The following is a 20,756-nucleotide window of genomic DNA, read 5'->3' on the forward strand; positions in this document are numbered from 1 at the left end:
TACGCGAAGCCGCGCGTGCATGCCGCGCGAGGATAGGAAAGCTGCCCGGCTCGGGCCCAGCATGCGAGTAGCCGGGAGGTTAACAGCGGACGCGGAATCCCGAACTCCCCGGCGAGGACACTGGGTTGGTGCCCGGTGGCGGCTCGCCTCATGCGGGCGGGAGCACACCGGGGCGACGACCGCGTCGGGCGGGTGCGGCTGGCCCACGGGGCCCGGCACCGCTTATGGGTGCGGCACCCACAGGGCGCGGCGCTACTTGCGGGCGCGGACTGCCCACACAGGGCCCGGCGCTACTTGTGTGCGGCACCCACAGGGCCCGGGCCCACTTGGGGTGCGGCGGTATGTGGGGTGCGAACCCACGGGACTCGGCGGTATGTGCGGGCGCGGCACCCACAGGGCCCGGGGCTACTTGTGTGCGTGGCTTCCCACGTAGAACAGGAGCCACACGAAACCGGCGAAGACATGGGTGCCGAAGATGTAGAAGCCCGCGCGCAGCGCGATGCCGCGCTCCTGGCTCTTCTCGCTGTCGGCCACCGGCCACCCGCCTCCTTGGTCCCGTCCAGGGTACGGGGACGGGGCCGAGGGGCCGGTGTCGAGGGAGCCGGTGCCGGGAGGGGGCGGGGGCGCGGCCGGGGTCAGTCCTCGTGGGTGTAGAACACGTAGAACGACGCCAGGAACATCGCGCCGCCGAAGATCGCACCCATCCCGGACGACCGGAACACGCTGTGCCCGGCCAGGCTGTACAGGAAGCCCATCCCGCTGCCGAACAGCGTCCCGTACGCCGCCGCGCGCAGCTCACGGGGCAGGGCGGACTGGATGCTGAGGAGACCGGCGCCGAGGGCCATCAGGACCAGGCCCGACACGACGCCGAGGACGATCTGGCCGCCGGTGAGCGCGCCGCCGCCGCGCAGGATGGCCGCGGCGTAGAGCCCGTACACCACCCCCAGGACGACGGGGACCGCGAGGACGGTCCTGCTCGGGTGGTGAGCCGTGCGGCGGCTCGGGGCGGGTACCGAAGCGTGTGCGGCCATGGCGGCACTCCTTCCGCTTGCCCGGGGCACGTGTGCGCGTCCCCCATATAGCCCACACCCGCGCGCGCCGATGGGCAACCCGGGATTTCGTGGACGGGTGCGCAGCTTCCTGTCGGCGGTGCTGATCGTGCTCGCGGCCGTCCTGGTGCCGCTCGGCGCGATCGCCGCCTGGGCGAAGACGGAGATCGCCGACAGCGACCGGTACGTGGCCACGATGGCGCCGCTCGCCGGGAACGGGGCCGTGCGCGACGAGGTGGCCGCCAAGGCCACCGACGCGATCATGAAGAACATCGACGTGGGGCCGCTCCAGGCCTCGGTGGCCTCGCTGATCGGCGGGGCCGTGCGGTCCTTCACCACCACCTCCGCCTTCCGGAGCGTGTGGGACACCGCCAACCGGGCCGCCCACGCGAGCGTCGTGGCCGCGCTGACCGAGAACGGCGGCGGCAACGACGTGCGCATCGACCTGGCCCCGGCGATCCAGCAGATCAAGACCGAACTGGAGGCACAGGGCGTGCCGTTCGCGAACGAGATTCCCGTGGAGAAGACCGACCTGACCGTCGTCGAGTCGACGAAACTGGGCCCGGTCCGCACCGTGTTCCGGTGGCTCCAGCGCATCGGCGTCTGGGGCGCGGTCGCCTGTGTGGCGGCGGCGGGGTCGGCGGTGCTCGTCGCGGTACGCCGCCGCCGCGCCCTCATCGGGGTGGGGATCGGGCTTGCCGTGGGGGCCGCGGCCCTGCGCGTGCTGGTCGCCGTCGGCCGATCGCTCACGCTCGACGGGCTGCCCGCGGACTCCGATCCCTCCGCGGCGGGGGCGGTCTACGACGCGCTCACCGACTTCCTCAGCACGGCGGCGTGGGGAGTGCTCGCGTTCGGGCTGGCGCTGGCGCTGGCGGCGTGGCTCGCGGGGCGGCTGTGGAAAAGGGAGCGGCCGGGCGGCGAAGGGGCGGGGCCGGGACCGGTACCGGCGGGGTCGCCAGGCCGGCCCTGACCGCGTCGGGCACCCGGCCGCCCACCGTGCACGCGGTCCGGGGTGTCACCGCGATGCCGAGCCGCTCGGCGCCGACCGCCTCGGCGCGGGCAAAGGCTTGAACAACCCTGCCCGGCGCGGGGCCGTCCTTGAGGGAGGATGCGAGCGCCGTGACCAGCCAGCGGAAGGCGGACCGCCTTGGACACCATGGGCACCGGAACCATGCCGGGCCGGGCGACCGCGACCGTACGCCGCCGCCACCCCTGGCGGGTGGTGTCCGCGCTGGCCGGGGCGGTGCTGCTGGCCGGGGTCAGCGCGGTGGTGGGGTGCCGGGCCGCCGACTCGGACGGGGTCACGCCCGTGCCGCAGGCCCTCGCCTTCCTGCCCTGGCTGCTCGTGCCGGGCGGCGCGGGGCTCGCGCTCGCGGCGCTGGGGCGGTGGCGCACCGGGATGGTGTGGGGCGTCGCGGTGCTCGCGGTCACCGGCTGGTACACCCAGCCGTACGGCGATGACACGACCCGCCCGAAGGGGCCGGTCCTGGCGGAGCTCAAAGTCCTCACGTCCAACACCGAGTTCGGGTGGGCGACGGACGATCTGATCGCCACCGTCCGGCGCGAGAAGCCCGACCTCGTGTTCGTCGAGGAGTGCGGCTTCCGCTGCTCCGACGCGCTCGCCGCCGACCTGCCCGAGGCCGACTACCCGTACCGCGACGTGGTGCGCGAGGACGGCTCGGCCGGCTCCGCGATCCTCAGCCGGTTCCCGCTCAAGCCCGCCGAGCCCATCGAGTCGGTGATGGCGATGCCGGGCGCGGTGGCCACCATCGGCGGGCGCGAGGTCCGCCTCCAGCTCGCGCACCCCTCGCCGCCGCTCCCCGGCGACGAGGGGAAATGGCATCAAGAGCTGGGCCGGGTAAGGGAGTTCGCGCGGTCGGCCAAGGGGCAGCCGGTGATCCTGGCCGGGGACTTCAACGCCACGCAGGACCACGCCCTGTTCCGCTCGGTGCTGGACGCGGGCGCGCTGCACGACAGCGCCCGCCTCACCGGCCAGTCGCACACCTACTCCTGGCCCGCCGACCGCACCACACCGCTGCGCACCCAGATCGACCACGTCCTGGTGAGCGGCCACTTCAAGGTGACGTCCGCCCGCTTCCTGAAGCTGCGCGACACCGACCACCGCGCCCTCCTGGTCGGGCTCGGACTGTACGCCGGTTAGGACCGCGCGGGCGGCGCGCGCGGCAGGACGTTCCTCACCGGGCGGCCCGGGGACTTCAGGGATGATCCGGAAACGGCCGCGCGCCCGGACCGGTCACCTTCGGAAACGGCCACGCGCCCGAGCCGATCGCGTTCGGACGCGGTCACACGCCCGGAACGATCGAATCCGTAAAAATTATCCACAGGCTGTGGACAAGTTTTACGGTTTTGTTGGGCGTCCCGTTTGCACCAAGTGATCTTTTTACGGTGTCGTGTGCTCATGGCTGATCAGAAGCGGGCGGGGGACGGTGGGCGAGCGGGGCGGTTCGCGCCGCCGGAATGGCTCATCGGGGGGCTGCGACCGGCGCCCACCCCCATCCCCTGGCCCGCCGTGGCCCGCGCCGCGGTCGCCCTGGCCGCCCCGCTCGCCGTGGGCATGGCCACCGGGCACGGCGTGTACGGCGCGCTCGCCTCCATGGGCGCGCTCAGCGGCGTCATCGGCGACACCGCCGACGCCTACCGGATGCGGATCTTCAACATCGCCGTGCCGCAGCTCTTCGGCGCGCTCGGCGTGACCGTCGGCAGCCTCGTCTTCGGACACGGCTGGCTCGCGGTCGCCGCCCTGACCCTGGTCGCACTGGCCTCCGGGATGATCTCCTCGATCGGCGCGGTGGCCTCGGTATCGGGCCTGCTGCTCCTGCTCAACGCGGTGGTCGGCGCGGGCCTGCCCATGCCGTCCCCCTGGTGGAAGGCGCCGCTGCTGCTCAGCCTCGGCGGCCTGCTCGTCCTGCTCCTGAGCCTGCTCGGCTGGCCACTGCGCCGCACCGAACCCGAGCGCGCCGCCGTCGCCGGGACCTATCGCGCGGTCGCCGAGGCCATCGAGGCGGCCGCCACCGACGGGTACGACACGAGACGCCGGGCCGTCACGCACTCCCTCAACACCACCTACGACCTCATCCTCGCCCGCCGCGCCCGCGAACACGGCCGCCGCGGCGAGCTGGTGCGCCTGCTCGCCCAGCTCAACGTGCTCATCCCGATCGTGGAGGCGGCCCCCGCCGTGCACCTGCGCGGCTGGGGCGTGGACCCCGCGATCCCGGCCGCCGTACGGCAGTTGGCGGACGCGGTGGACGAGGGTCGCACCGGCACCGCCGAGCCCGAACTGCCCGCGCCCACCACTCCCGCCGAGCGCGCCCTGGACACCGCGCTGCGGCACGCCTTCGCCGTGGTGCACCACCCCGACCCCGACCAGTCCAACGTCGACGACCGCCTCGGCCGCCCGGCGGCCCTGCGCATCCGCTTCCGCCGCGCGGCCCGCAACGTCCTGCTCTCCGGCGCCTCCTGGCGCTACGGACTGCGCCTCGCCCTGTGCATCGGCCTCGCCCAGGCCCTGGTCTCCGTGGTCCCGGTGGAACGCTCGTACTGGGTCGCGCTCACCATCGTCTTCGTGCTCAAGCCCGACTTCGGCTCGGTCTTCGCCCGCGCCCTGATGCGGGCCGTCGGCACCGCGGGCGGCCTCGTCATCGCCGCGGCCGTCCTCGCCGACGTGCCGCGCGGGTGGTGGGACGTGCCGGTCCTGATGTTGCTCGCCGCGCTGATCCCGGCGTTCTCCGCGAAGGGCTACGCCTTCCAGACCGCCGCCATCACCCCGGTGATCCTGCTGCTCTCCGACGTCCTCAACCACCAGGGTTTCAACCTGGTCCTGCCGCGCCTGTGGGACAGCCTCATCGGCTGCGGGATCGCGCTGGTGGCGGGCTACGTGCTGTGGCCCGAGAGCTGGCACACCCGCGTCGGGGCCCGGCTCGCGGACGCGGTGGCCTCGACCGCCGAGTACGTGGAGTACACCTTCGGCTCCGAGGACGACCGCGCCGAGCGGGTCCGCCGCCGCCGTCGCCTCTACCGCGATCTGTCGACCGTACGCAGCGAGTTCCAGCGGGCGCTGACCGAGCCCCCGCCCACCGGGGCCAGGGCCGCCGCGTGGTGGCCGCTGGTCGTCGCGGTCGAGCGCATCGTGGACGCGACGACGGCGGCGCGGGTGCGGGTCAATCACGGGGCGCCGTGGCCTGCGGCGGGCGAGGCGGAGGCGATCGCGGGGCAGCTTCGTGCGCTGGCGGGCGGGTTGCGGGAGAGTGTGACGCTGGTGGGGGTGCGGGTGGAGCTCTCGGGGGACGAGGGGTCCGTTCTCGCCCCGCTGCGGCAGGAGGTACGAGCGGCCCGCGCCATCGCCTCCCCCACCCCTTAGCCCCTGGGGCTCCGCCCCAGACCCCGGTCGGCCCCTCCCCGCCCCTTCCCTAAACCCTCCGGGGGTTGAAGGACCCTGGGGCTCCGTTCCAGACCCCGTTCGCGCCTGAACGGCGCTCGTCCTCAAACGCCGGACGGGCTGAAGATGCTGATGCTGACCAGCACCATGCCGCTAAGGGGCGCGGGGAACTGCGCGAGAAGCGGGCACGGTCCGCAGACCGAAGGGGGGTTCAAGGGGCGCGGGGAACTGCGCGAACGGGCTCTGCGGCGTCCGGCTCAGAAGAGAGGCAACTGGCCGGGGAACGCGGGGAGTTCGAACCCGTCCAGGGTTCGTTGCGAGGCATCCGCGGGGGCCCGCATCTTGGACCCGCGGCAGAGCGTCAGCTCGCCACCCTCCCGCGTACGGGGATCGTGACGCACGAACCTGCCCGCCACCACGGCGACGGAACGACCGCAGGACGGGCAGGAACGGCGAGGAGAGACGCTGGACATCCCCCCATGCTGCCAGAGGCGCGCGCCTACGCGGCCGGCTTGAACGCGGAGGCCAGCCCGTTGCGCCACAGGCTGTTCACGCGGGACTTCTCCGTGCTGTTCGGGTACGCGTTGCGGCACGACGGGCCGGGCCCGCCACCGGACATGAGCTCACTGCACGGACCGGAGTAGTGGTCGGGCAGGCCGAGCACGTGCCCGGTCTCGTGCGCGACGACCCGCACCGAGTAGTACTGCTGGTTCTGGCTGTAGTCGAGGAAGATGTAGCCGCTGCCGTGCCCGTCGGTCGAGGCGTACGAGCCGTTCTGCGGGTCGTCGCCCTCGTAGTACTCGAAGTCCGCGCCCGAGCCGCTGTCGGCGAGCCGGACGTTCTGCACCGAGGAGTTCCAGATCTGCGCGGCCTGCGCTATCTGCGAGCGGAAGCTGGGGGCGTTGGCGGTGCTGTAGTACACGGTGACCGCGGCGGCGAGCGGGTTGGCGGCGCGCTTCTTGGCGACCGACTTCATGACCGCGTCGTAGAACGCCCGGTCGTTGGCGGCGGAGTGCTTGCCCCCGGCGGTGTAGTGCGCGGCCGCCGCGGTGGGGGCGGCGGCCGGGGTGGCGGCGGTGGCGGGGATCGCGCCGAAGCCCGCGAGGGCCAGGCCCAGGGCGGCGGTCATGACGAAGGTGCGGGAGTGTCTCATGGGGGGTTACCAATCCTTCGGGGATCCGCGCACGGCTGGGTGGGCCGGGCACGGGCGTGGGGTGTTCTCCGTGACTGGATGACGACGGTGGCGCCGCCGTCCCGGTGATTGTGGAGGCCACAGCGGCGTACGGGAATGATGCCGATCTGCGATAACTCCCGCGTATCAGAGCGGTTTTGGCCACCTGGTGCGGCGGGTTAGCACGCCCTAACCTCAGCCGCATGGATCTGGAGGTCAGACATCTGCGGGTGCTGTGCGCCATCGCCGACGCGGGCAGTCTGCACGGCGCCGCCCGGGCCCTGGGCACGAGTCAGCCCGCCCTGACCACCCAACTGCGGCGCATCGAGAACACGTTGGGCGGGCGGCTCTTCTCGCGCGAGCGGACCGGCTGTGTGCCCACGGCCCTTGGGCGGGGCGTGGTCGGCCGGGCCCGTCCGCTGCTCGCCTCGCTGAGCGCGCTGGTCACCGAGACCCGCGCCGCGGCCGCCCGCAGGGAGGGCGGCGCGCGGCTGCGCATCGGCTCGACCGCGAGCCGCGCCATCCCGGGCTGGCTGCGCCGGCTGCGGGAGCGGCTGCCGGGCACCGAGACCCAGCTCCAGGTGGCGGTTTCGGCCACCGCGCTGCTGCGCGGCGTCGCCGACGGCGATCTGGACGTGGCCTTCGTGCACGAGGTGGAGGGCTGCCCGCTGCGGGTCCCGCCGGGCCTGGACGTCCGCACCCTGGTGGAGCGCGAGCCCCAGTTCGTGTGCCTGGCCGCCGACCACCCGGCCGCGCACCACCCCGTCGTGGACCTCGCCGACCTGGCCGCCGACCAGTGGATGGTCGACCCCAGCGTGGACGGCGAATGGGAGGGCCTGCGCCGGGTCCTCCACGCCGCGGGCCTCAACCCCCGCGTCCTGCACGGGGATTACCTGACGGCGGCGGGCCTGGTCGCCACCGGCGAGGTGGTCACCCTCTGCCAGCCCACCTCGCGCCCCCGCTCCGACATGGCCGTACGCCCGCTCCGGGGGGACCCGCTGGGCGTACGGCTGCTCCTGGCGGTCCGCGGCGGGGCGTACGGAGGCGACCTGGCCGGGGTGGGCGCCGACCTGGAGTCGGCGTACTGGGAGGCCGCCTCGCACTCCCCGCCCTACCGGTCCTGGCTGGCGGAGCGGGGGCGTGCCTAGCGGGCCGTGCGCGCCGTGGCCACCTCGCGTCCGTCAGACGTGCGTTCGCCCCTCTTCACGGTGGCCGGGCCACTGCCCGCCGGGCTCGCCGCCCTGGTCGGCGTCGGCACCGTCCTCGCCCTCTTCGTCGCCTTCACCGTCGCCGTGAGCGCGCTGCTCACGATCGGTCAGATCTCGGTCGGCCGGCCCGACGTCCTCGCCCTGCCCGGCGACCGGGTCGCCCTGGTGCCCGGGGGCCGCACGGGGGATCCGGCCCAGCGGATCCTGCGGTGGCGTGAGCAGGGCGGAGGCTGAGGGGCCCGGTCGCGGTCCCGGCTCACCTTTCGCGGTGCTCACCCGGCCCCTTCCGGGAAACGCCCCGCCGGGTCGCTAACCTTACGTGTCCGCGCTGGCCAGGGATCGGACCCCGGACCTGTGGCGCAGTGCGGTACGTATCGCACCCAACTCATGCGAAAGGCCTCGCCCATGGGCATTCGGAGCTTGCTGCGCAAGGTGTTCGGACGCGATCGCGCGGAGCGTACCGAGCCGACGGCGGCTTCCGTACCGCCCCAGGCGGAACGCGCCCCCGAGACCGCCGAGACCCCCGCCCCCGCACCGGCCGAGGCGGCCGCGCCGTCCGTTCCCGCCCCGGCGAAGGAAGTCACCCTTTCCTCCGCGGAGGAGCTGGTGGCCGCCGCCTTCGACGGCCCGCGCCCCCCGGCCCCGTCCTCCACCCCGACCCCGGCCTCCTCCGACTCCGCGACCCGCGAGGGCTCCCCGGACTCCGCCGACGCCTCGGAGCCGGTCGCCGAGGTGCCGCAGCCCCGCACGGAGGCCGAGCCGGAGCCGGTGGCCGAGCCGGTCGCGACCGAAGAGCCCGCGCCGACCGAGGAGCCGGAGACCACGGCCCCCGAGCCCGAGCCCGTACGAGCGGAGGTCGAGCCCGAGTCCGAGCCGGTGGCGGCCGAGGTCGAGGTCGCGGTTGAACCCGTCGTCGAGCCCGAGCCCGAGCCCGAGCCGGTGAAGGTGGAGCCCGAGCCGGTGAAGGCCGAGGCCAAGGCTAAGGCCGAAGCCGAACCCGCCACCGAACCCGAGCCCGAGCCCGTCGAGATCGAGGCGGAGCCCGCCACCGAACCCGAGCCGGTCAAGGCCGAAGCCGAACCCTCCACCGAGCCCGAGCCCGAGCCGGTCAAGGCGGAGGCGGAGCCCGTCGCCGAGCCCGAGCCGGTCAAGACCGAGGCCGAACCCGCCGCCGAGCCCGAGCCCGTCAAGGCCGAGGCCGAGGCGGAGGCAGGCGTGGACGGCGACGCCGATGTCTCCCTCCCCACGTCCAAGCCCGCCGTCTCGGCCGCTCGGGTGAAGTCCCGGGCGCCCGGGCTCTCCGGGGCGTACAAGGCGGCCGGGGCCGCGCTCAAGAAGGCCGGGATCAGTGGGGCGCGGGCCAAGGTGTACCTCGTGCTCGACCGGTCCGGGTCGATGCGGCCGTACTACAAGGACGGCAGCGCGCAGGGTCTCGCCGAGCAGGTGCTCGCGCTCGCGGCGCACCTCGACGAGGAGGCCACCGTGCACACGGTGTTCTTCTCGACCGACATCGACGGGTCGGTGGACCTCGGGCTCGACGCGTACGAGGGGCTCGTCGACGAGACGCACGCCGGGCTCGGGCGCCTGGGGCGGACCAGCTACCACCGGGCCGTCGAGGAGGTCGTCGAGCACGTCGAGAAGGCCGGGCACGACGGGCCGGTGCTCGTCGTGTTCCAGACCGACGGCGCCCCCGACGCCAAGCTGCCCGCCCGCCAGGCACTCGCGGACGTCGCCGACAAGCCGCTGTACTGGCAGTTCGTCGCGTTCGGCGAGGACGACTCGAAGGCGTTCGACTTCCTGCGCACCGCCGAGACAGACCACGCCCACGTCGGCTTCTTCCACGCCGGGCCCGCGCCCCGCGAGCTGAGCGACGCCGAGGTCTACCGGGGTCTGCTCAACTCGTTCCGCCCGTAGCGGCCGCCGCCTTCGGCAGCGAGACGGTCACGGTGAGCCCGCCCTCGGGGCCGGGCACCGCCGTGGCCGTCCCGCCGTGCGCCACCGCGATGGAGCGCACGATGGACAGGCCGAGCCCCGCCCCCGGTCCCGTCCGGTCGCGGCCCTCGCCCCGCCGGAAGGGCTCGAACAGGGCCGGGACCTCCTCCGCGGCGACCACCGGCCCCCCGGGGTTGGCCACCACGAGCCGGCCGCCGTACACGGTGACCTCCACCGCCCCGCCCGGCACGTTGTAGGTGACCGCGTTGGCGAGGAGGTTCGCGGTCAGCCGGGCGAGCAGCGCCCGGTTGCCCCGCACCACGGCGGGATCGGCGTTGACCCGCACGGTGTCGTAGCGCGCCGCCTCCTCCCGGACGACCTCCGCGAGGTCCACCTCCTCGCGCCGCTCCAGGCCCCGCTCGCTGCGGGCCAGCATCAGGAGCCCCTCGATGAGCTGCTCGCTGCGCCGGTTGTTGTCGAGCAGCGTCGTACGGGTGCGCTCGATGTCGGCGGGGCCCGGCTCGCCGTCGAGGCCGATCTGGATCGCTGCGCGCTGGGTGGCGAGCGGGGTGCGCAGTTCGTGCGAGGCGTTGGCGATGAAGCGGCGCTGGCTGTCGAAGGCGGCTTCGAGGCGGCCGAGCAGGTCGTCGATGGTGTCGCCGAGTTCCTTCAGCTCGTCGTCGGGCCCGGCCGCCCCGATCCTCCCCCAGCCTCGCAGCCTCGTTCCAGCGGGGGAGACCCCCGTGTGCAGATTGCTCGCGGTCAGCTTGCGGGCCCGCGCCGTCATGACGTGCACGGGACGAAGGAGGCGGCCCGCCGTCCACCAGCCCACCACGACCGCGAGCAGCGCGATCGCGACGAGCGCCAGCGTGGACCACAGCGCGGTCTGGCTGGAGGCCGCGTCGCTCACGTCGGCGCTGAGGCGGTAGACGGTGAGCGGTTCGAGCGGGGTGGGGCCGCTGCGGTAGGCGGCCGCGCCCGACGGCATCCGGAGGGTGGTCGCGCGGGTCGCGATGGCGGTCGCCTGCTGTTCGGTGCCGGCCCGCGAGAGCAGGTTGACGACGGCCAGCAGCGCCGCCCCGAGCACCAGGAAGACACCGCCGAAGATCAGCGCGATGCGGGTCCTGATCACCTGGTGGGGCTCCCCGCGTTCACAGCGCGTACCCCACGCCCTGGACGGTACGGATCAACGAGGGCTCGCCGAGCTTGCCGCGCAGCTTGCTCATGGCGACGCGTACCGCGCCGGTGAAGGGGTCGGCGTTGGCGTCCCAGGCGCGCTCCAGGAGCTCCTCGGCGGAGACGGCCGCGCCGTCGGCCTCCAGGAGGATCTGGAGCACAGCGAACTCCTTGGGCGAGAGGTCGAGCTCCTGGCCGTCGCGGTGCGCGGTGCGCCGCACGGTGTCCAGGCGCAGACCGTGCCGCTCCAGGACCGGCGGCACCGGGCGGGCGCTGCGCCGCCGCAGGGCGCGGACCCGCGAGACCAGCTCGGGGAACTCGAAGGGCTTGCCCAGGTAGTCGTCCGCGCCCAGGTCGAGGCCCTCGACCCGGTCCTCCATGGACGCCGACGCGGTCAGCATCAGGATGCGGGTGCGGGAGGCGTCGGCGACCAGGCGGCGGGCCACCTCGTCGCCGTGCACGCGCGGCAGGTCGCGGTCGAGCACCACCACGTCGTAGTCGTGCAGGCCCAGGTAGGCCAGGGCCGCGTCCCCGCTGTAGACGGTGTCCACGGCGAATCCGGCCCGCCGCAGACCGGTGGCGACGAGCTCGGCGAGGACCTCCTCGTCCTCGGCGACCAGTACCCGCATGTTCTCGTCCTTCGTGTGCACGTGCCCCCTTCCGTCCCAGGATGCGTCCTTGTTACGGCAACGGGTGTTTCGCAAACCTCTCCGCGGCCCGAGGGGGCGTCCGCCATCCGGACATCCCGGGCGGTCGCGGCTACGACGGCCGATAGGATTCCGCGCATGCCTTCGCCGACGTACTACGTTTCGACGCCCATCTACTACGTCAACGACGCCCCGCACCTGGGCCACGCCTACACCACCGTCGCCGGTGACGTGCTCACCCGCTGGCACCGCCAGCGCGGCGAGAAGGTGTGGTACCTGACGGGCACGGACGAGCACGGCCAGAAGATCATGCGCACGGCGGAGGCGAACGGCGTCACCCCGCAGGAGTGGTGCGACAAGCTCGTCGGCGAGGCGTGGCAGCCCCTGTGGGAGCACCTGGACATCGCCAACGACGACTTCATCCGCACCACCCAGAAGCGGCACACGGACCGGGTGCAGGAGTTCGTCCAGGACCTGTACGACAAGGGCGAGATCTACAAGGGCGGCTACGAGGGCCCGTACTGCGTGGGCTGCGAGGAGTACAAGCTCCCCGGCGACCTGATCGAGGCGGAGGACGGCACCGAACTGTGCGCCATCCACAAGAAGCCGGTGGAGCTCCTCAAGGAGGAGAACTACTTCTTCAAGCTGAGCGAGTACGGCCCGAAGCTCCTTGAGTTCTACGAGGCGAACCCGGGCTTCATCCAGCCCGAGTCGGCCCGCAACGAGGTCCTGAACTTCGTGAAGCAGGGCCTTCAGGACCTGTCCATCTCGCGGTCGACCTTCGACTGGGGCGTGCCCGTGCCGTGGGACCCGCAGCACGTGATCTACGTGTGGGTGGACGCGCTGCTCAACTACGCGACGGCGGTCGGGTACGGCGCCGACCAGGCCCGCTTCGAGGAGATCTTCCCGGCGGACGTGCACCTCGTCGGCAAGGACATCCTGCGCTTCCACGCGATCATCTGGCCCGCGATGCTGATGGCCAACGGGCTGCCCGTGCCGGGGAAGGTCGCGGCCAACGGCTGGCTGATGGTCGGCGGCGAGAAGATGTCGAAGTCCAACCTGACCGGCATCAAGCCGCAGGACCTGACCTCGCACTTCGGCGTGGACGCCTACCGCTGGTACTTCCTGCGGGCCATCGCGTTCGGCCAGGACGGCTCGTTCTCCTGGGAGGACTTCACCGCCCGCTACACCTCCGAACTCGCCAACGACTACGGCAACCTGGCCTCCCGCGTCGCCGCGATGGTCGGCAAGTACTTCGGCGGCGAGCTGCCCGCCGCCAGCGCCGACGGCGCCGCCGAGCAGGCCGTGCGCGACGGGCTCGCGAAGGCGGCCGCCGAGGCCGACCGGCGCATCGGCGACGAACTCGACTTCCAGGGCGGCATCCTGGCCGTCTTCGACTTCGTCAAGCGGGTCAACGGCTACCTCACCGAGCAGGAGCCCTGGAAGGTCGCCAAGGACGACTCCGCCGAGGGCCGGGCCCGGCTCGCGACGATCCTGTACACCGCGGCCGAGGCGCTGCGCGGCGTCGCGGTGCTGCTCAACCCGGTGATGCCGGACACCTCGCACAAGCTGTGGGACTCGCTCGGCGCCGAGGCCGCGCTGGGCGCGCTCGCCGAGCAGCGGGTCCAGGACGCGGGCACCTGGGGCGCGCTGCCCGCCGGCGCGAAGGTCACCAAGGGCGCGGTGCTCTTCCCGCGCCTGGAGGAGAAGCCCGCGTAAGGCGCTTCACCTGTACGGAGGTTGGGGCCGCCGGGGCCCGAGGGGTCCCGGCGTGCGGGGGCGGGCACGGCCGGGATCGCGGCCGCCGTCCGCCGCCCTCCTTTCCGGACGAGTTCTTTCCTTCCTGGCAGGATCTGTGGCCCATTCAACGGTTGTTGATTCGCTGTTGATCGGGTGCGACCAGAGTGTTCCGGTCGGTACGCACGGGGAGAGGGAAAGGACAGGGAATGCCATTGCTCGCGAATCGTGTCACCGTGACCGTTCACGCCTCCGATCCGCTGAGCCGGGCCGGGGTCATCAGTCATCTGCAGCACCAGCCGACGGTGGAGGTCCTGCGGGACACCAGAGAGGCTCGCGAGACGGACGGCCGCCCGGCCGACCCCACGGTCGCCGTCATGCTCGTCGACCAGGTCGACGACTCGGCCTCCGCGGAGCTGCGCCGCGTGGTGCGCGGCGGGGAGCAGCGCGTGGTGCTCATAGCCCGCGAACTGCGCGAGCCCGACCTGCTGACCGTGGTCGAGTACGGGGTGCGGGCCATCCTGTGGCGCCACCAGGCCACCGAACAGCGTCTGTTGAAGGCCGTGCACAGCGCGGCGCGCGGCGAGGGGGAACTGCCGCCGGACCTCATCAGCCGACTGCTCGTGCAGGTCGGACGGCTGCGCCGCTCGGAGACCACCTCGGCATCGGCCGGGTCCGCGTCGGCCGCGCCGCTGTTCGGGATGGCGCCGCGCGAGGTCGACGTGCTGCGGCTCGTCGCCGAGGGCCTCGACACCCGGCAGATCTCCGAGAAGCTCGCCTACTCGGAACGCACCGTCAAGAACATCCTGCACGCCCTCATGACCAGGCTTCAGCTCACCAACCGCGCGCACGCCGTGGCCTACGCGCTGCGCGAGGGCTACATCTAGCCGGTACGGCGCCCGGCACACCTGCCCGGCCGCCGCAGACCGCTCCATCGCCGCCGGACCCACCCGGGTCCGGCCGTGTCCGGCAACTCGGGAAATTGGCTCAATGATCCACGAAATCGACGAGGCGCTGCGGCGCATCCTGCGCGGCGGGGCGCTGCCCGAGGGAACGGGGGACGTCGTCTTCGAGGCGCCCACCCGCGACTGGGCGGCCCGGCGCAACACCCCCACCCTGAACGCCTACCTGTACGACATCCGCGAGGACGTGGCCCGCCGCGAGCGCGGCTCGTACGCGGAGCGGGACGCCAACGGGGTGGTGCTGCGCAGGCGCCAGCCGCCCCGCTGGTACCGGCTCTCCTACCTCCTGACGGCGTGGACCAGCCGCCCCGAGGACGAACACCGGCTCCTTTCCGGCGCGTTGGCCTGCCTGCTGCCGCACGAGATGCTGCCCGACGAGCACGTGCCGCGGGCCCTGGAGGCGTACAAGGTCTCGCTGCCGCTGACGGTCGCGGTGCCGCCGGCCGAGTCCCGCTCCCTCGCCGACATCTGGTCGGCGCTCGGCGGCGAGCTGAAGCCCTCGCTCGACGTGGTCATCACGACGCCGTTCCCGGTCACCCCGGTCTACCCGGTCGCACCGCCGGTCACCGAGGGCGTGATCACCGTACGGGGCCGCGACGGCGTGCCGGACGACGCGAAGCCGCGCATGATGCGGACCTCGCGCGACGGCGCGCCGCGCGGCGACGCCGCGCGGGACGGTGGCGGGCGCGACGGGGGCGCCCGGTGAACGAGGCCGCCCGCGCCCTGCTGCTCCGCCTCGACCACCTGCGTGCCTCGGTCGCGGCCCTGGTCGAGGCCCGCTCGGCCGACGATCCGACGGCCCAGGACCCGCTGCGCGGCCTGTACGTCTCGGCGGAGACCGCGGCCCGCCTGGCGAACGGTCCCGCGCCCGAACTCCCCTCTGACACCGGTCCGTTCACGCCCGCGCCCGGCGACCGCCTCACCGCGCTCGCCGAGGGCTTCGGGCTCGGCCCGCTCGACGAACTGCTCCTCGTCGCGGCGCTCGCCCCCGACGTGGACCGGCGCTTCGAGCCGCTCTACGGCTACCTCAACGACGACGTGGGCCGCCGCAGGGCCTCCGTCGCGCTCGCCCTCGAACTCGCCGGGACCGGCCCGCACGACCCGGAGGCGCGCGGCCGGTTCCATCCGGCGGCGCCGCTGGTCACGGGCGGCCTGCTGGCCCTGGAGGACGAGGACCGCCCGCTGCCGGGGCGCGCCCTGCGCGTCCCGGAACGGGTGGTGGCCCACCTGCTGGGCGACGACACCCTGGACGGCCGACTCGCCGACTCCCACATCGAGTTGCTGGCACCCGCCGGAACCGCACCGGCCGAGGGCCTCGCGGCGCGGATCGCCCTCGCGCCACCGCCCCTCGCCGTCCACCTGCGCGAGCGCAGGGCCGGGAGCGGCGCGGACGCGGTGAGCGCGGCCCTGCGCGGCGCCGGACGGACCGTGCTGCGCCACCGCCCCGAGCAGACCGACCGCGCGGCCGCCCGCGCCCTGCTGCGCGAGGCACGCCTGCGCGGCGCCGGGACCGCCGTGGTGGTCGAGTTGCCCGGCGAACCCGGGCCGCTGATACGGGAGTTGACGGCGCCGTCCGGGGTGACCGTGGTGTTCACCGGTACCGAACCGTACGACCCCACGTGGGCGCCCGGCGCGGCGCTGCTGGCGCTGGAGGACACCACCGCCGAGACCGACCCGCTGACCGCCTGGCACGAGGAGCTGCCCGGGTACGAGGGTGACCTCGCGGAGGCCGTCGGGCCCTACCGGCTGGGAGCCGGGCAGGTGCGGCGGGCCGCCCGGGGGGCGCTCGCCCTCGCCGGGTTCGAGGGGACGCCGGTGGGCCTGGGCCACGTACAGACGAGCGCCCGCCAGCTCTCGGCGCCGCTGCTCGACCGGCACGCCCGCCGGGTGCGGCCCGCCGTCGGGTTCGCCGACCTCGTCCTGCCCGAGGAGCCGCTCGGCATGCTGCGGGAACTCGCGGGCCGCGCCCGGCACCGGGACCGGGTGCTCGGTGAATGGCGGCTGCGTACGGGGGGCGGGCGCGGCCGGGGTGTGGTCGCCCTGTTCGCGGGCGACTCCGGCACCGGCAAGACGCTGGCCGCGGAGGTCGTCGCGGGCGAGCTCGGCCTGGACCTGTACGTGGTGGACCTGTCGTCGGTGGTCGACAAGTACGTCGGTGAGACCGAGAAGAACCTGGAGAAGATCTTCGTCGAGGCGGACCGGACCGACTCGGTGCTCCTCTTCGACGAGGCGGACGCGGTGTTCGGCAAACGGTCTGAGGTGAAGAGCTCGCACGACCGGTACGCCAACCTGGAGAGCGCCTACCTCCTCCAGCGCCTGGAGGCCTTCGACGGCATCGCGGTCCTGACGACCAACCTGCGGGCCAACATCGACGAGGCCTTCACGCGGCGGCTCGACCTGGTGGTGGACTTCCCGTTCCCGGACGTGGAACTGCGCGCCCTGCTGTGGCGCAGCTGCCTGGCGGGGGTGCCGCAGGAGGACGGCCTGGACGCCGCGCTCGACGCGTGCGCGAAGGAGTTCGAGCTGGCGGGCGGGGCGATTCGCTCCGCGGCGGTCACCGCGGGGTATCTCGCGGCGGGGCGGGGGGCGGGGGTGTCGGCGGAGGACGTCCGGGTCGGGGCGCGGCGGGAGTACGTCAAGTCCGGCCGCCTCGTCCCCGGCGCGGGCCTCGCCTGGTCCCCCTAGCCCCCTTGCCAGGGCGCCCGGCGCCCTGCGGGCTGCCCTGCCGGTGTACCCGGCGCCCTGGCGGGCCTGCCCTCGGCGGTGTGCCCGTGCGGGGCGCTGCGGCCCCGGCCCCCTTCGATCTGCGGACCGTGCCCGCTTCTCGCGCAGTTCCCCGCGTCCCCAAAAACCCGCTTTCGACCGCGGACCGTGCGTGGCTGGTCGCGCAGTTCCCCGCGCCCCTATCAGTACTGGTGCCGGTCAGCATGGACATCCTCAGCCCGTCCGGCGATTGAGGACGAGCGCCGTTCAGGCGCGAACGGGGTCTGGGGCGGAGCCCCCAGCAGCGCCTTCAACCCCCGGAGGGTTTAGGGAAGGGGCGGGGTGGGGCCCTCCGGGGTCTGGGGCGGAGCCCCAGGGGCCTTCAACCCCCGGAGGCCACGCGGCGCAGCCGCAGAGTGTCGCAGCGGGAAGGGGCGGGGTGGGGCCCTCCGGGGTCTGGGGCGGAGCCGCAGGGGGCCGGGGTTACTGGAGGATCTTCCAGCGCTGCTGGTCGTCCGGGAGCGCACCGCACGGCCGCACCTCGGCCACCTGAAGGTTCTTCCGGTCGTTGGGCGTCAGATCCGACAGGCACCAGTTGTCGTCCCGGCTCACCAACCGCACGAACCCGTCCGCCCCATTGATCGGCTGGATCGACCACTTCTGGTTGGCGGTCATGGACCCGTTGGTCAGGCTCGCCTTGCCGCCCGACGCCCCCCACATCTGGATCTGGTTCCCCTCCCGGGTGTTGTCCGCGACAGCCCAGTCCTCGGACGACGAGGAGAAGGCGAACTCGTTGTTCGGCAGCGGCCGTACGTGCCAGAACTGGTCCCACGGCGGCGAGTTGAAGCTCGTCGGCGCCGCGTAGACGTACCGGCCCTCCGCCTTCTGGTCGGTCGCCGTGACCAGGAGGTACCCGAGCCCGGACTGGATCCGCACCAGCTTGTTGGGGTCGTACTGGGGCGGCTTGGGAGCGCTGTTCCCACCGCCGCCCCCGCTGCCGCCGCCCCCGGGGTCCTTCGGCTTCGGCTGACCGGCGGGGTCGGGCGCGGGCTGGGCGGGCGCGGAGGGGGGCGGGGGCTGCTTCGAGGGCGGCGGCGGGGCGGAGGGCAGCGGGGAGTTGGAGCCCTGCGGGAGCGGCTCCTCCTTGGCCGGTGCCTTCTCGGAGGCCTGGCTCTTGACGCCCATGTCGTGCTGGAACCAGACGACCGCGAACGCCACGAGCGCCGCCACCAGGACCGAGCCGACCGCGAGGACCCAGCGCGGGAACACGGACGGCTGCACATAGGTGCCGCGCAGCTCCTGCGGAGCGGGCTCGCCGGACCTCAACACCGAGACGGTGAAGGGGTGTTGGCGGATGCCGCCGACCCAGCTCACATTGACCGCGGTGAGCTGCACCTCGGCGAACCCGGCCCGGCCCGGGTCGACCTGGATCGCGGTCGGGTTGGCCTCGACGGTGACGGCGTCGCCGTTGTCGCGGGTGGAGAAGGAGGCGGTGAGCGGCTGGTTGCCCAGGTTGTCGACGGCCACCCGGCCGCGCGCGCGACGACGGCCCTTGATGGTGCGCGGGACCAGCTCGGCGCGGAGCTCGGCGAACGGGCTGATGGTGAGCCGGCCCTCGACCACGTCGGCCTCGCCGGGATGTTCGCGGGGCTCGACGCGGATGCCGAAGGGGGTCGGGCCCGCCAGGGCGTCCGGAGTGCGCGGCGGCGCGAAGGTGACCTCGGCGGTCCCCTCCGCCCCGGGGTAGAGCCGCAGCACGGCCGGCTCCACGCTCGCCCACCCGGCGGCGTCCCCGACCGGCGAGAGCCGGTACTCCTCGACGGTGTCCCCCGTATTGCGCACGCGCAGCCGTACGGCGGTGCTCTCACCGGGGGCCACGGTGGTGGCGGGGGGCTCCAGGGCTGTCCACATACTCACCCCCCGAGTTAATTGCGACGGCCGTCGAAGTACAGGGACACGAGGGGCAGTTCCGGGGGCAGGACCCGCTGCCCTAGCGGCCATAGCCGCTAGTCAGGCGGCCCGGGCCGGGCCGCCGTCAAGGAGGACCCGGGCGGTTGCGGGGGAACAACCGCCCGGGAGTCTGGGGGATGCGAGCAGCCTCTCAAGGCCCGATCAGCAGCGCCTAACGCGCGCTAACGCCCGCGCTAACGGCCCGACCTGCCCGGCCCGTTCACCGAGCCGCCGACCAGTTTCCCGATCGTCGCCCCGTCGGCCACGCCGGTCTTCGGAAGGCCGACCTGGCCCTGGTACTGGGCGATCTTGTCCTTGAGCGAGCCGTCCGACACCATCGGCTGGCTGCTCTTCTGGCCGCTCTTGAAGTAGGCGATCCCGGTCTGGGCGAAGCCGCGGTCGCGGTTCAGGTCGTCGTTGGAGATGACGGCCTGGGACGCCCACCAGAACGCCGCGTTCAACTGCGTCACCTGGTAGTTCTTCGCCCCGCTCTTCACGTCGCCCGGCCGGATGCCCTGCGCCCACAGCGAGGCGAGGGTGGCCCGGCCCAGGGTGCCGTACGGGTCCGTCCTGGTCAGCTCCCGGCTGCTGTTCTGGTCCCGCATGACGTGCTCCTGATAGCAGCGCAGCGAGGTGTCGGTGAGCTTGTCGATGACGCCCGCGGTCCACCCCGGCTTCAGCTGGCAGGGGTTGGTCTTGCCGAGGGTGGCCAGGCGGTACTGCGCGAACTCGACGATGTCGTCCGGCTTGTAGCCCATCTGCCAGGGCGGGCCCGACTTGGCGTTCGCCTTCGTCGGGGGCGGCGCGTTGGGCGGCGGGGGCACCACGGGCGGGCCGCCGTCGGGCGCCGCGTTGTCGCCGCCTCCACCGCCGCCACCGCCCGCACCGCCACCGGAGCCGTCACCGGGCGGGTTCTGCGCGCCCGGCGGCGCCGCGGGCGGGGCGGAGGAGGGGGCCGGGGGCAGCGGGGACTCGGCGCCCTGCGGCACCGGCTGGGCGCTCGGTCCGGCCTGGAGTTCGCCGCTCGCGGTGGAGACCTTGGGCTGGAAGCCCAGCCACAGCACCGCGAACGCGACGGCCGCCGCGACCAGCGCGCTGCCGGTGACGAGCAGCCAGCGCGGCAGCACCGGGCGCTGGTCGAAGGTGCCGCCGAGGTCGAGAGCGGTGTCGTCGCCGGAGCGGCGCACCACCACGGTCAGGCGGTGCTGTTCGGCCGGGCCGGTCCAGCGGACCCGCTGCGGCCGGACGTCGAGCTTCGCGAACGCGGCGCGCCCCGGCGCCACCTGCACCGAGTTCGGCGCCATGTCGTAGGTGAGCCGGTTGCCCTCGTCGCGCAGGGTCAGCGACGCCGTGAGCGGGGTGTTGCCGAGGTTGTCGACGGCCACCGAGGCCCGGGCCCGGAACCGGCCCACCAGGCTCGGCGGCAGCAGTTCGGCGCGCACCTCGCTGAAGGGCGCGACCGTGACCTGCCCTTCGAGCACGTCCCGCAGGTCGGGGTGCTCGCGGGGCTCCACGCGGATGCCGTACGGGGCCGGGCCCACCAGGGCGTCGGGGGAGCGCGGCGGCGCGAAGGAGATCTCCGCGGTGCCCTCGCTGCCCGGGTACAGACGCAGGGTGTCGGGTTCCACCCGGGCCCAGCCCGCGGGAGCGCCGACGACCGACAGGCGGAACTCCTCGACCGTCTCCCCGGTATTGCGTACCCGCAGCCGTGCGGTGGCCCGCCCACCGGGATCAACGGCGACGGCGGCCGGGTCCAGAGACGTCCACATGGTCATGACCGAAGGCTAGGGGGCGCGCCGGGCCGGCCCCTGCCCGAAAGGCTCTG

17 protein-coding genes are annotated in these 20,756 nt (G+C 73.7%); 10 read left to right on the forward strand and 7 right to left on the reverse strand.

Features of this window, described 5'->3' with window-relative positions:
- Window positions 1-405: 405 nt before the first annotated feature.
- Together AC07F3_RS13665 and AC07F3_RS13670 are read right to left on the reverse strand one after the other, a co-directional pair.
- The gene (locus AC07F3_RS13665) at window positions 406-534 is read right to left on the reverse strand and encodes a DUF6126 family protein (RefSeq protein ID WP_329464270.1); all 129 of its coding nucleotides are present in this window, start codon (window positions 532-534) and stop codon (window positions 406-408) included.
- A 101-nt stretch (window positions 535-635) separates the two neighbouring features.
- Complete coding sequence (locus AC07F3_RS13670) at window positions 636-1,031, reverse strand: hypothetical protein (RefSeq protein ID WP_479113613.1); 396 nt, start codon at window positions 1,029-1,031, stop codon at window positions 636-638.
- Between the two features lie 97 nt (window positions 1,032-1,128).
- On the opposite strand from AC07F3_RS13670, the gene AC07F3_RS13675 reads away from it, so the two are divergent.
- The 3 genes from AC07F3_RS13675 (at window position 1,129) to AC07F3_RS13685 (ending at window position 5,427) form a co-directional block, all read left to right on the forward strand.
- The gene (locus AC07F3_RS13675) at window positions 1,129-2,019 is read left to right on the forward strand and encodes a hypothetical protein (protein ID WP_479113615.1); all 891 of its coding nucleotides are present in this window, start codon (window positions 1,129-1,131) and stop codon (window positions 2,017-2,019) included.
- Between the two features lie 186 nt (window positions 2,020-2,205).
- Entirely contained in the window at window positions 2,206-3,210 is a 1,005-nt protein-coding gene (locus tag AC07F3_RS13680) for an endonuclease/exonuclease/phosphatase family protein (RefSeq protein ID WP_479113617.1), read from the forward strand.
- A gap of 258 nt (window positions 3,211-3,468) precedes the next feature.
- Window positions 3,469-5,427: an FUSC family protein gene (locus tag AC07F3_RS13685; protein ID WP_479113619.1), complete on the forward strand. Its 1,959-nt coding sequence runs from the start codon at window positions 3,469-3,471 to the stop codon at window positions 5,425-5,427.
- Window positions 5,428-5,944: 517 nt separating this feature from the next.
- Here AC07F3_RS13685 and snpA read toward each other — a convergent pair.
- Entirely contained in the window at window positions 5,945-6,598 is a 654-nt protein-coding gene (gene snpA, locus AC07F3_RS13690; protein ID WP_479113621.1) for a snapalysin, read from the reverse strand.
- A gap of 221 nt (window positions 6,599-6,819) precedes the next feature.
- On the opposite strand from snpA, the gene AC07F3_RS13695 reads away from it, so the two are divergent.
- From AC07F3_RS13695 to AC07F3_RS13705, 3 genes are all read left to right on the forward strand, one after another.
- On the forward strand, window positions 6,820-7,764 hold the full coding sequence (locus AC07F3_RS13695) for a LysR family transcriptional regulator (protein ID WP_479113623.1): 945 nt from the start codon (window positions 6,820-6,822) through the stop codon (window positions 7,762-7,764).
- 39 nt (window positions 7,765-7,803) lie between these two features.
- A complete protein-coding gene (locus tag AC07F3_RS13700) occupies window positions 7,804-8,058 on the forward strand; it encodes a hypothetical protein (protein ID WP_479113625.1) in 255 nt (84 codons plus the stop codon).
- 171 nt (window positions 8,059-8,229) lie between these two features.
- Entirely contained in the window at window positions 8,230-9,738 is a 1,509-nt protein-coding gene (locus tag AC07F3_RS13705) for a VWA domain-containing protein (RefSeq protein ID WP_479113626.1), read from the forward strand.
- Here the strand turns inward: AC07F3_RS13705 and AC07F3_RS13710 are convergent.
- Together AC07F3_RS13710 and AC07F3_RS13715 are read right to left on the reverse strand one after the other, a co-directional pair.
- Window positions 9,719-10,888, reverse strand: coding sequence for a sensor histidine kinase (locus tag AC07F3_RS13710; RefSeq protein WP_479113628.1), 1,170 nt, complete (start codon window positions 10,886-10,888; stop codon window positions 9,719-9,721). The genes AC07F3_RS13705 and AC07F3_RS13710 overlap by 20 nt on opposite strands.
- A gap of 19 nt (window positions 10,889-10,907) precedes the next feature.
- On the reverse strand, window positions 10,908-11,561 hold the full coding sequence (locus AC07F3_RS13715; protein ID WP_479114043.1) for a response regulator transcription factor: 654 nt from the start codon (window positions 11,559-11,561) through the stop codon (window positions 10,908-10,910).
- Window positions 11,562-11,717: 156 nt separating this feature from the next.
- Between AC07F3_RS13715 and metG the strand changes: the two genes are divergently transcribed.
- The 4 genes from metG (at window position 11,718) to AC07F3_RS13735 (ending at window position 16,963) form a co-directional block, all read left to right on the forward strand.
- Window positions 11,718-13,298, forward strand: coding sequence for a methionine--tRNA ligase (metG, locus tag AC07F3_RS13720; protein WP_479113629.1), 1,581 nt, complete (start codon window positions 11,718-11,720; stop codon window positions 13,296-13,298).
- Window positions 13,299-13,525: 227 nt separating this feature from the next.
- The gene (locus AC07F3_RS13725) at window positions 13,526-14,203 is read left to right on the forward strand and encodes a helix-turn-helix transcriptional regulator (protein WP_189390253.1); all 678 of its coding nucleotides are present in this window, start codon (window positions 13,526-13,528) and stop codon (window positions 14,201-14,203) included.
- Window positions 14,204-14,306: 103 nt separating this feature from the next.
- Complete coding sequence (locus tag AC07F3_RS13730; RefSeq protein ID WP_479113631.1) at window positions 14,307-14,984, forward strand: Pvc16 family protein; 678 nt, start codon at window positions 14,307-14,309, stop codon at window positions 14,982-14,984.
- Window positions 14,981-16,963, forward strand: coding sequence for an ATP-binding protein (locus AC07F3_RS13735; RefSeq protein ID WP_479113633.1), 1,983 nt, complete (start codon window positions 14,981-14,983; stop codon window positions 16,961-16,963). The genes AC07F3_RS13730 and AC07F3_RS13735 overlap by 4 nt, the downstream gene beginning before the upstream one ends.
- A 501-nt stretch (window positions 16,964-17,464) precedes the next feature.
- Here the strand turns inward: AC07F3_RS13735 and AC07F3_RS13740 are convergent.
- Both AC07F3_RS13740 and AC07F3_RS13745 read right to left on the reverse strand, forming a co-directional pair.
- Window positions 17,465-18,898 carry a hypothetical protein gene (locus tag AC07F3_RS13740; RefSeq protein ID WP_479113635.1) on the reverse strand — a complete coding sequence of 478 codons (1,434 nt, stop codon included), beginning with the start codon at window positions 18,896-18,898 and terminating at the stop codon, window positions 17,465-17,467.
- A gap of 227 nt (window positions 18,899-19,125) precedes the next feature.
- A complete protein-coding gene (locus AC07F3_RS13745; RefSeq protein ID WP_479113637.1) occupies window positions 19,126-20,706 on the reverse strand; it encodes a COG1470 family protein in 1,581 nt (526 codons plus the stop codon).
- Between the last annotated feature and the right edge of the window lie 50 nt (window positions 20,707-20,756).

This window comes from Streptomyces sp. NPDC045846 (genome assembly GCF_056431605.1).

What these genes read in the sequence shown, in the direction of transcription:
- AC07F3_RS13670 (WP_479113613.1), bottom strand. Translation starts at nt 1,031, where the DNA reads ATGGCCGCACACGCTTCGGTACCCGCCCCGAGCCGCCGCACGGCTCAC.
- AC07F3_RS13680 (WP_479113617.1), top strand. Translation starts at nt 2,206, where the DNA reads ATGGGCACCGGAACCATGCCGGGCCGGGCGACCGCGACCGTACGCCGC.
- AC07F3_RS13685 (WP_479113619.1), top strand. Translation starts at nt 3,469, where the DNA reads ATGGCTGATCAGAAGCGGGCGGGGGACGGTGGGCGAGCGGGGCGGTTC.
- snpA (WP_479113621.1), bottom strand. Translation starts at nt 6,598, where the DNA reads ATGAGACACTCCCGCACCTTCGTCATGACCGCCGCCCTGGGCCTGGCC.
- AC07F3_RS13695 (WP_479113623.1), top strand. Translation starts at nt 6,820, where the DNA reads ATGGATCTGGAGGTCAGACATCTGCGGGTGCTGTGCGCCATCGCCGAC.
- AC07F3_RS13705 (WP_479113626.1), top strand. Translation starts at nt 8,230, where the DNA reads ATGGGCATTCGGAGCTTGCTGCGCAAGGTGTTCGGACGCGATCGCGCG.
- AC07F3_RS13715 (WP_479114043.1), bottom strand. Translation starts at nt 11,561, where the DNA reads ATGCGGGTACTGGTCGCCGAGGACGAGGAGGTCCTCGCCGAGCTCGTC.
- metG (WP_479113629.1), top strand. Translation starts at nt 11,718, where the DNA reads ATGCCTTCGCCGACGTACTACGTTTCGACGCCCATCTACTACGTCAAC.
- AC07F3_RS13725 (WP_189390253.1), top strand. Translation starts at nt 13,526, where the DNA reads ATGCCATTGCTCGCGAATCGTGTCACCGTGACCGTTCACGCCTCCGAT.
- AC07F3_RS13730 (WP_479113631.1), top strand. Translation starts at nt 14,307, where the DNA reads ATGATCCACGAAATCGACGAGGCGCTGCGGCGCATCCTGCGCGGCGGG.
- AC07F3_RS13745 (WP_479113637.1), bottom strand. Translation starts at nt 20,706, where the DNA reads ATGACCATGTGGACGTCTCTGGACCCGGCCGCCGTCGCCGTTGATCCC.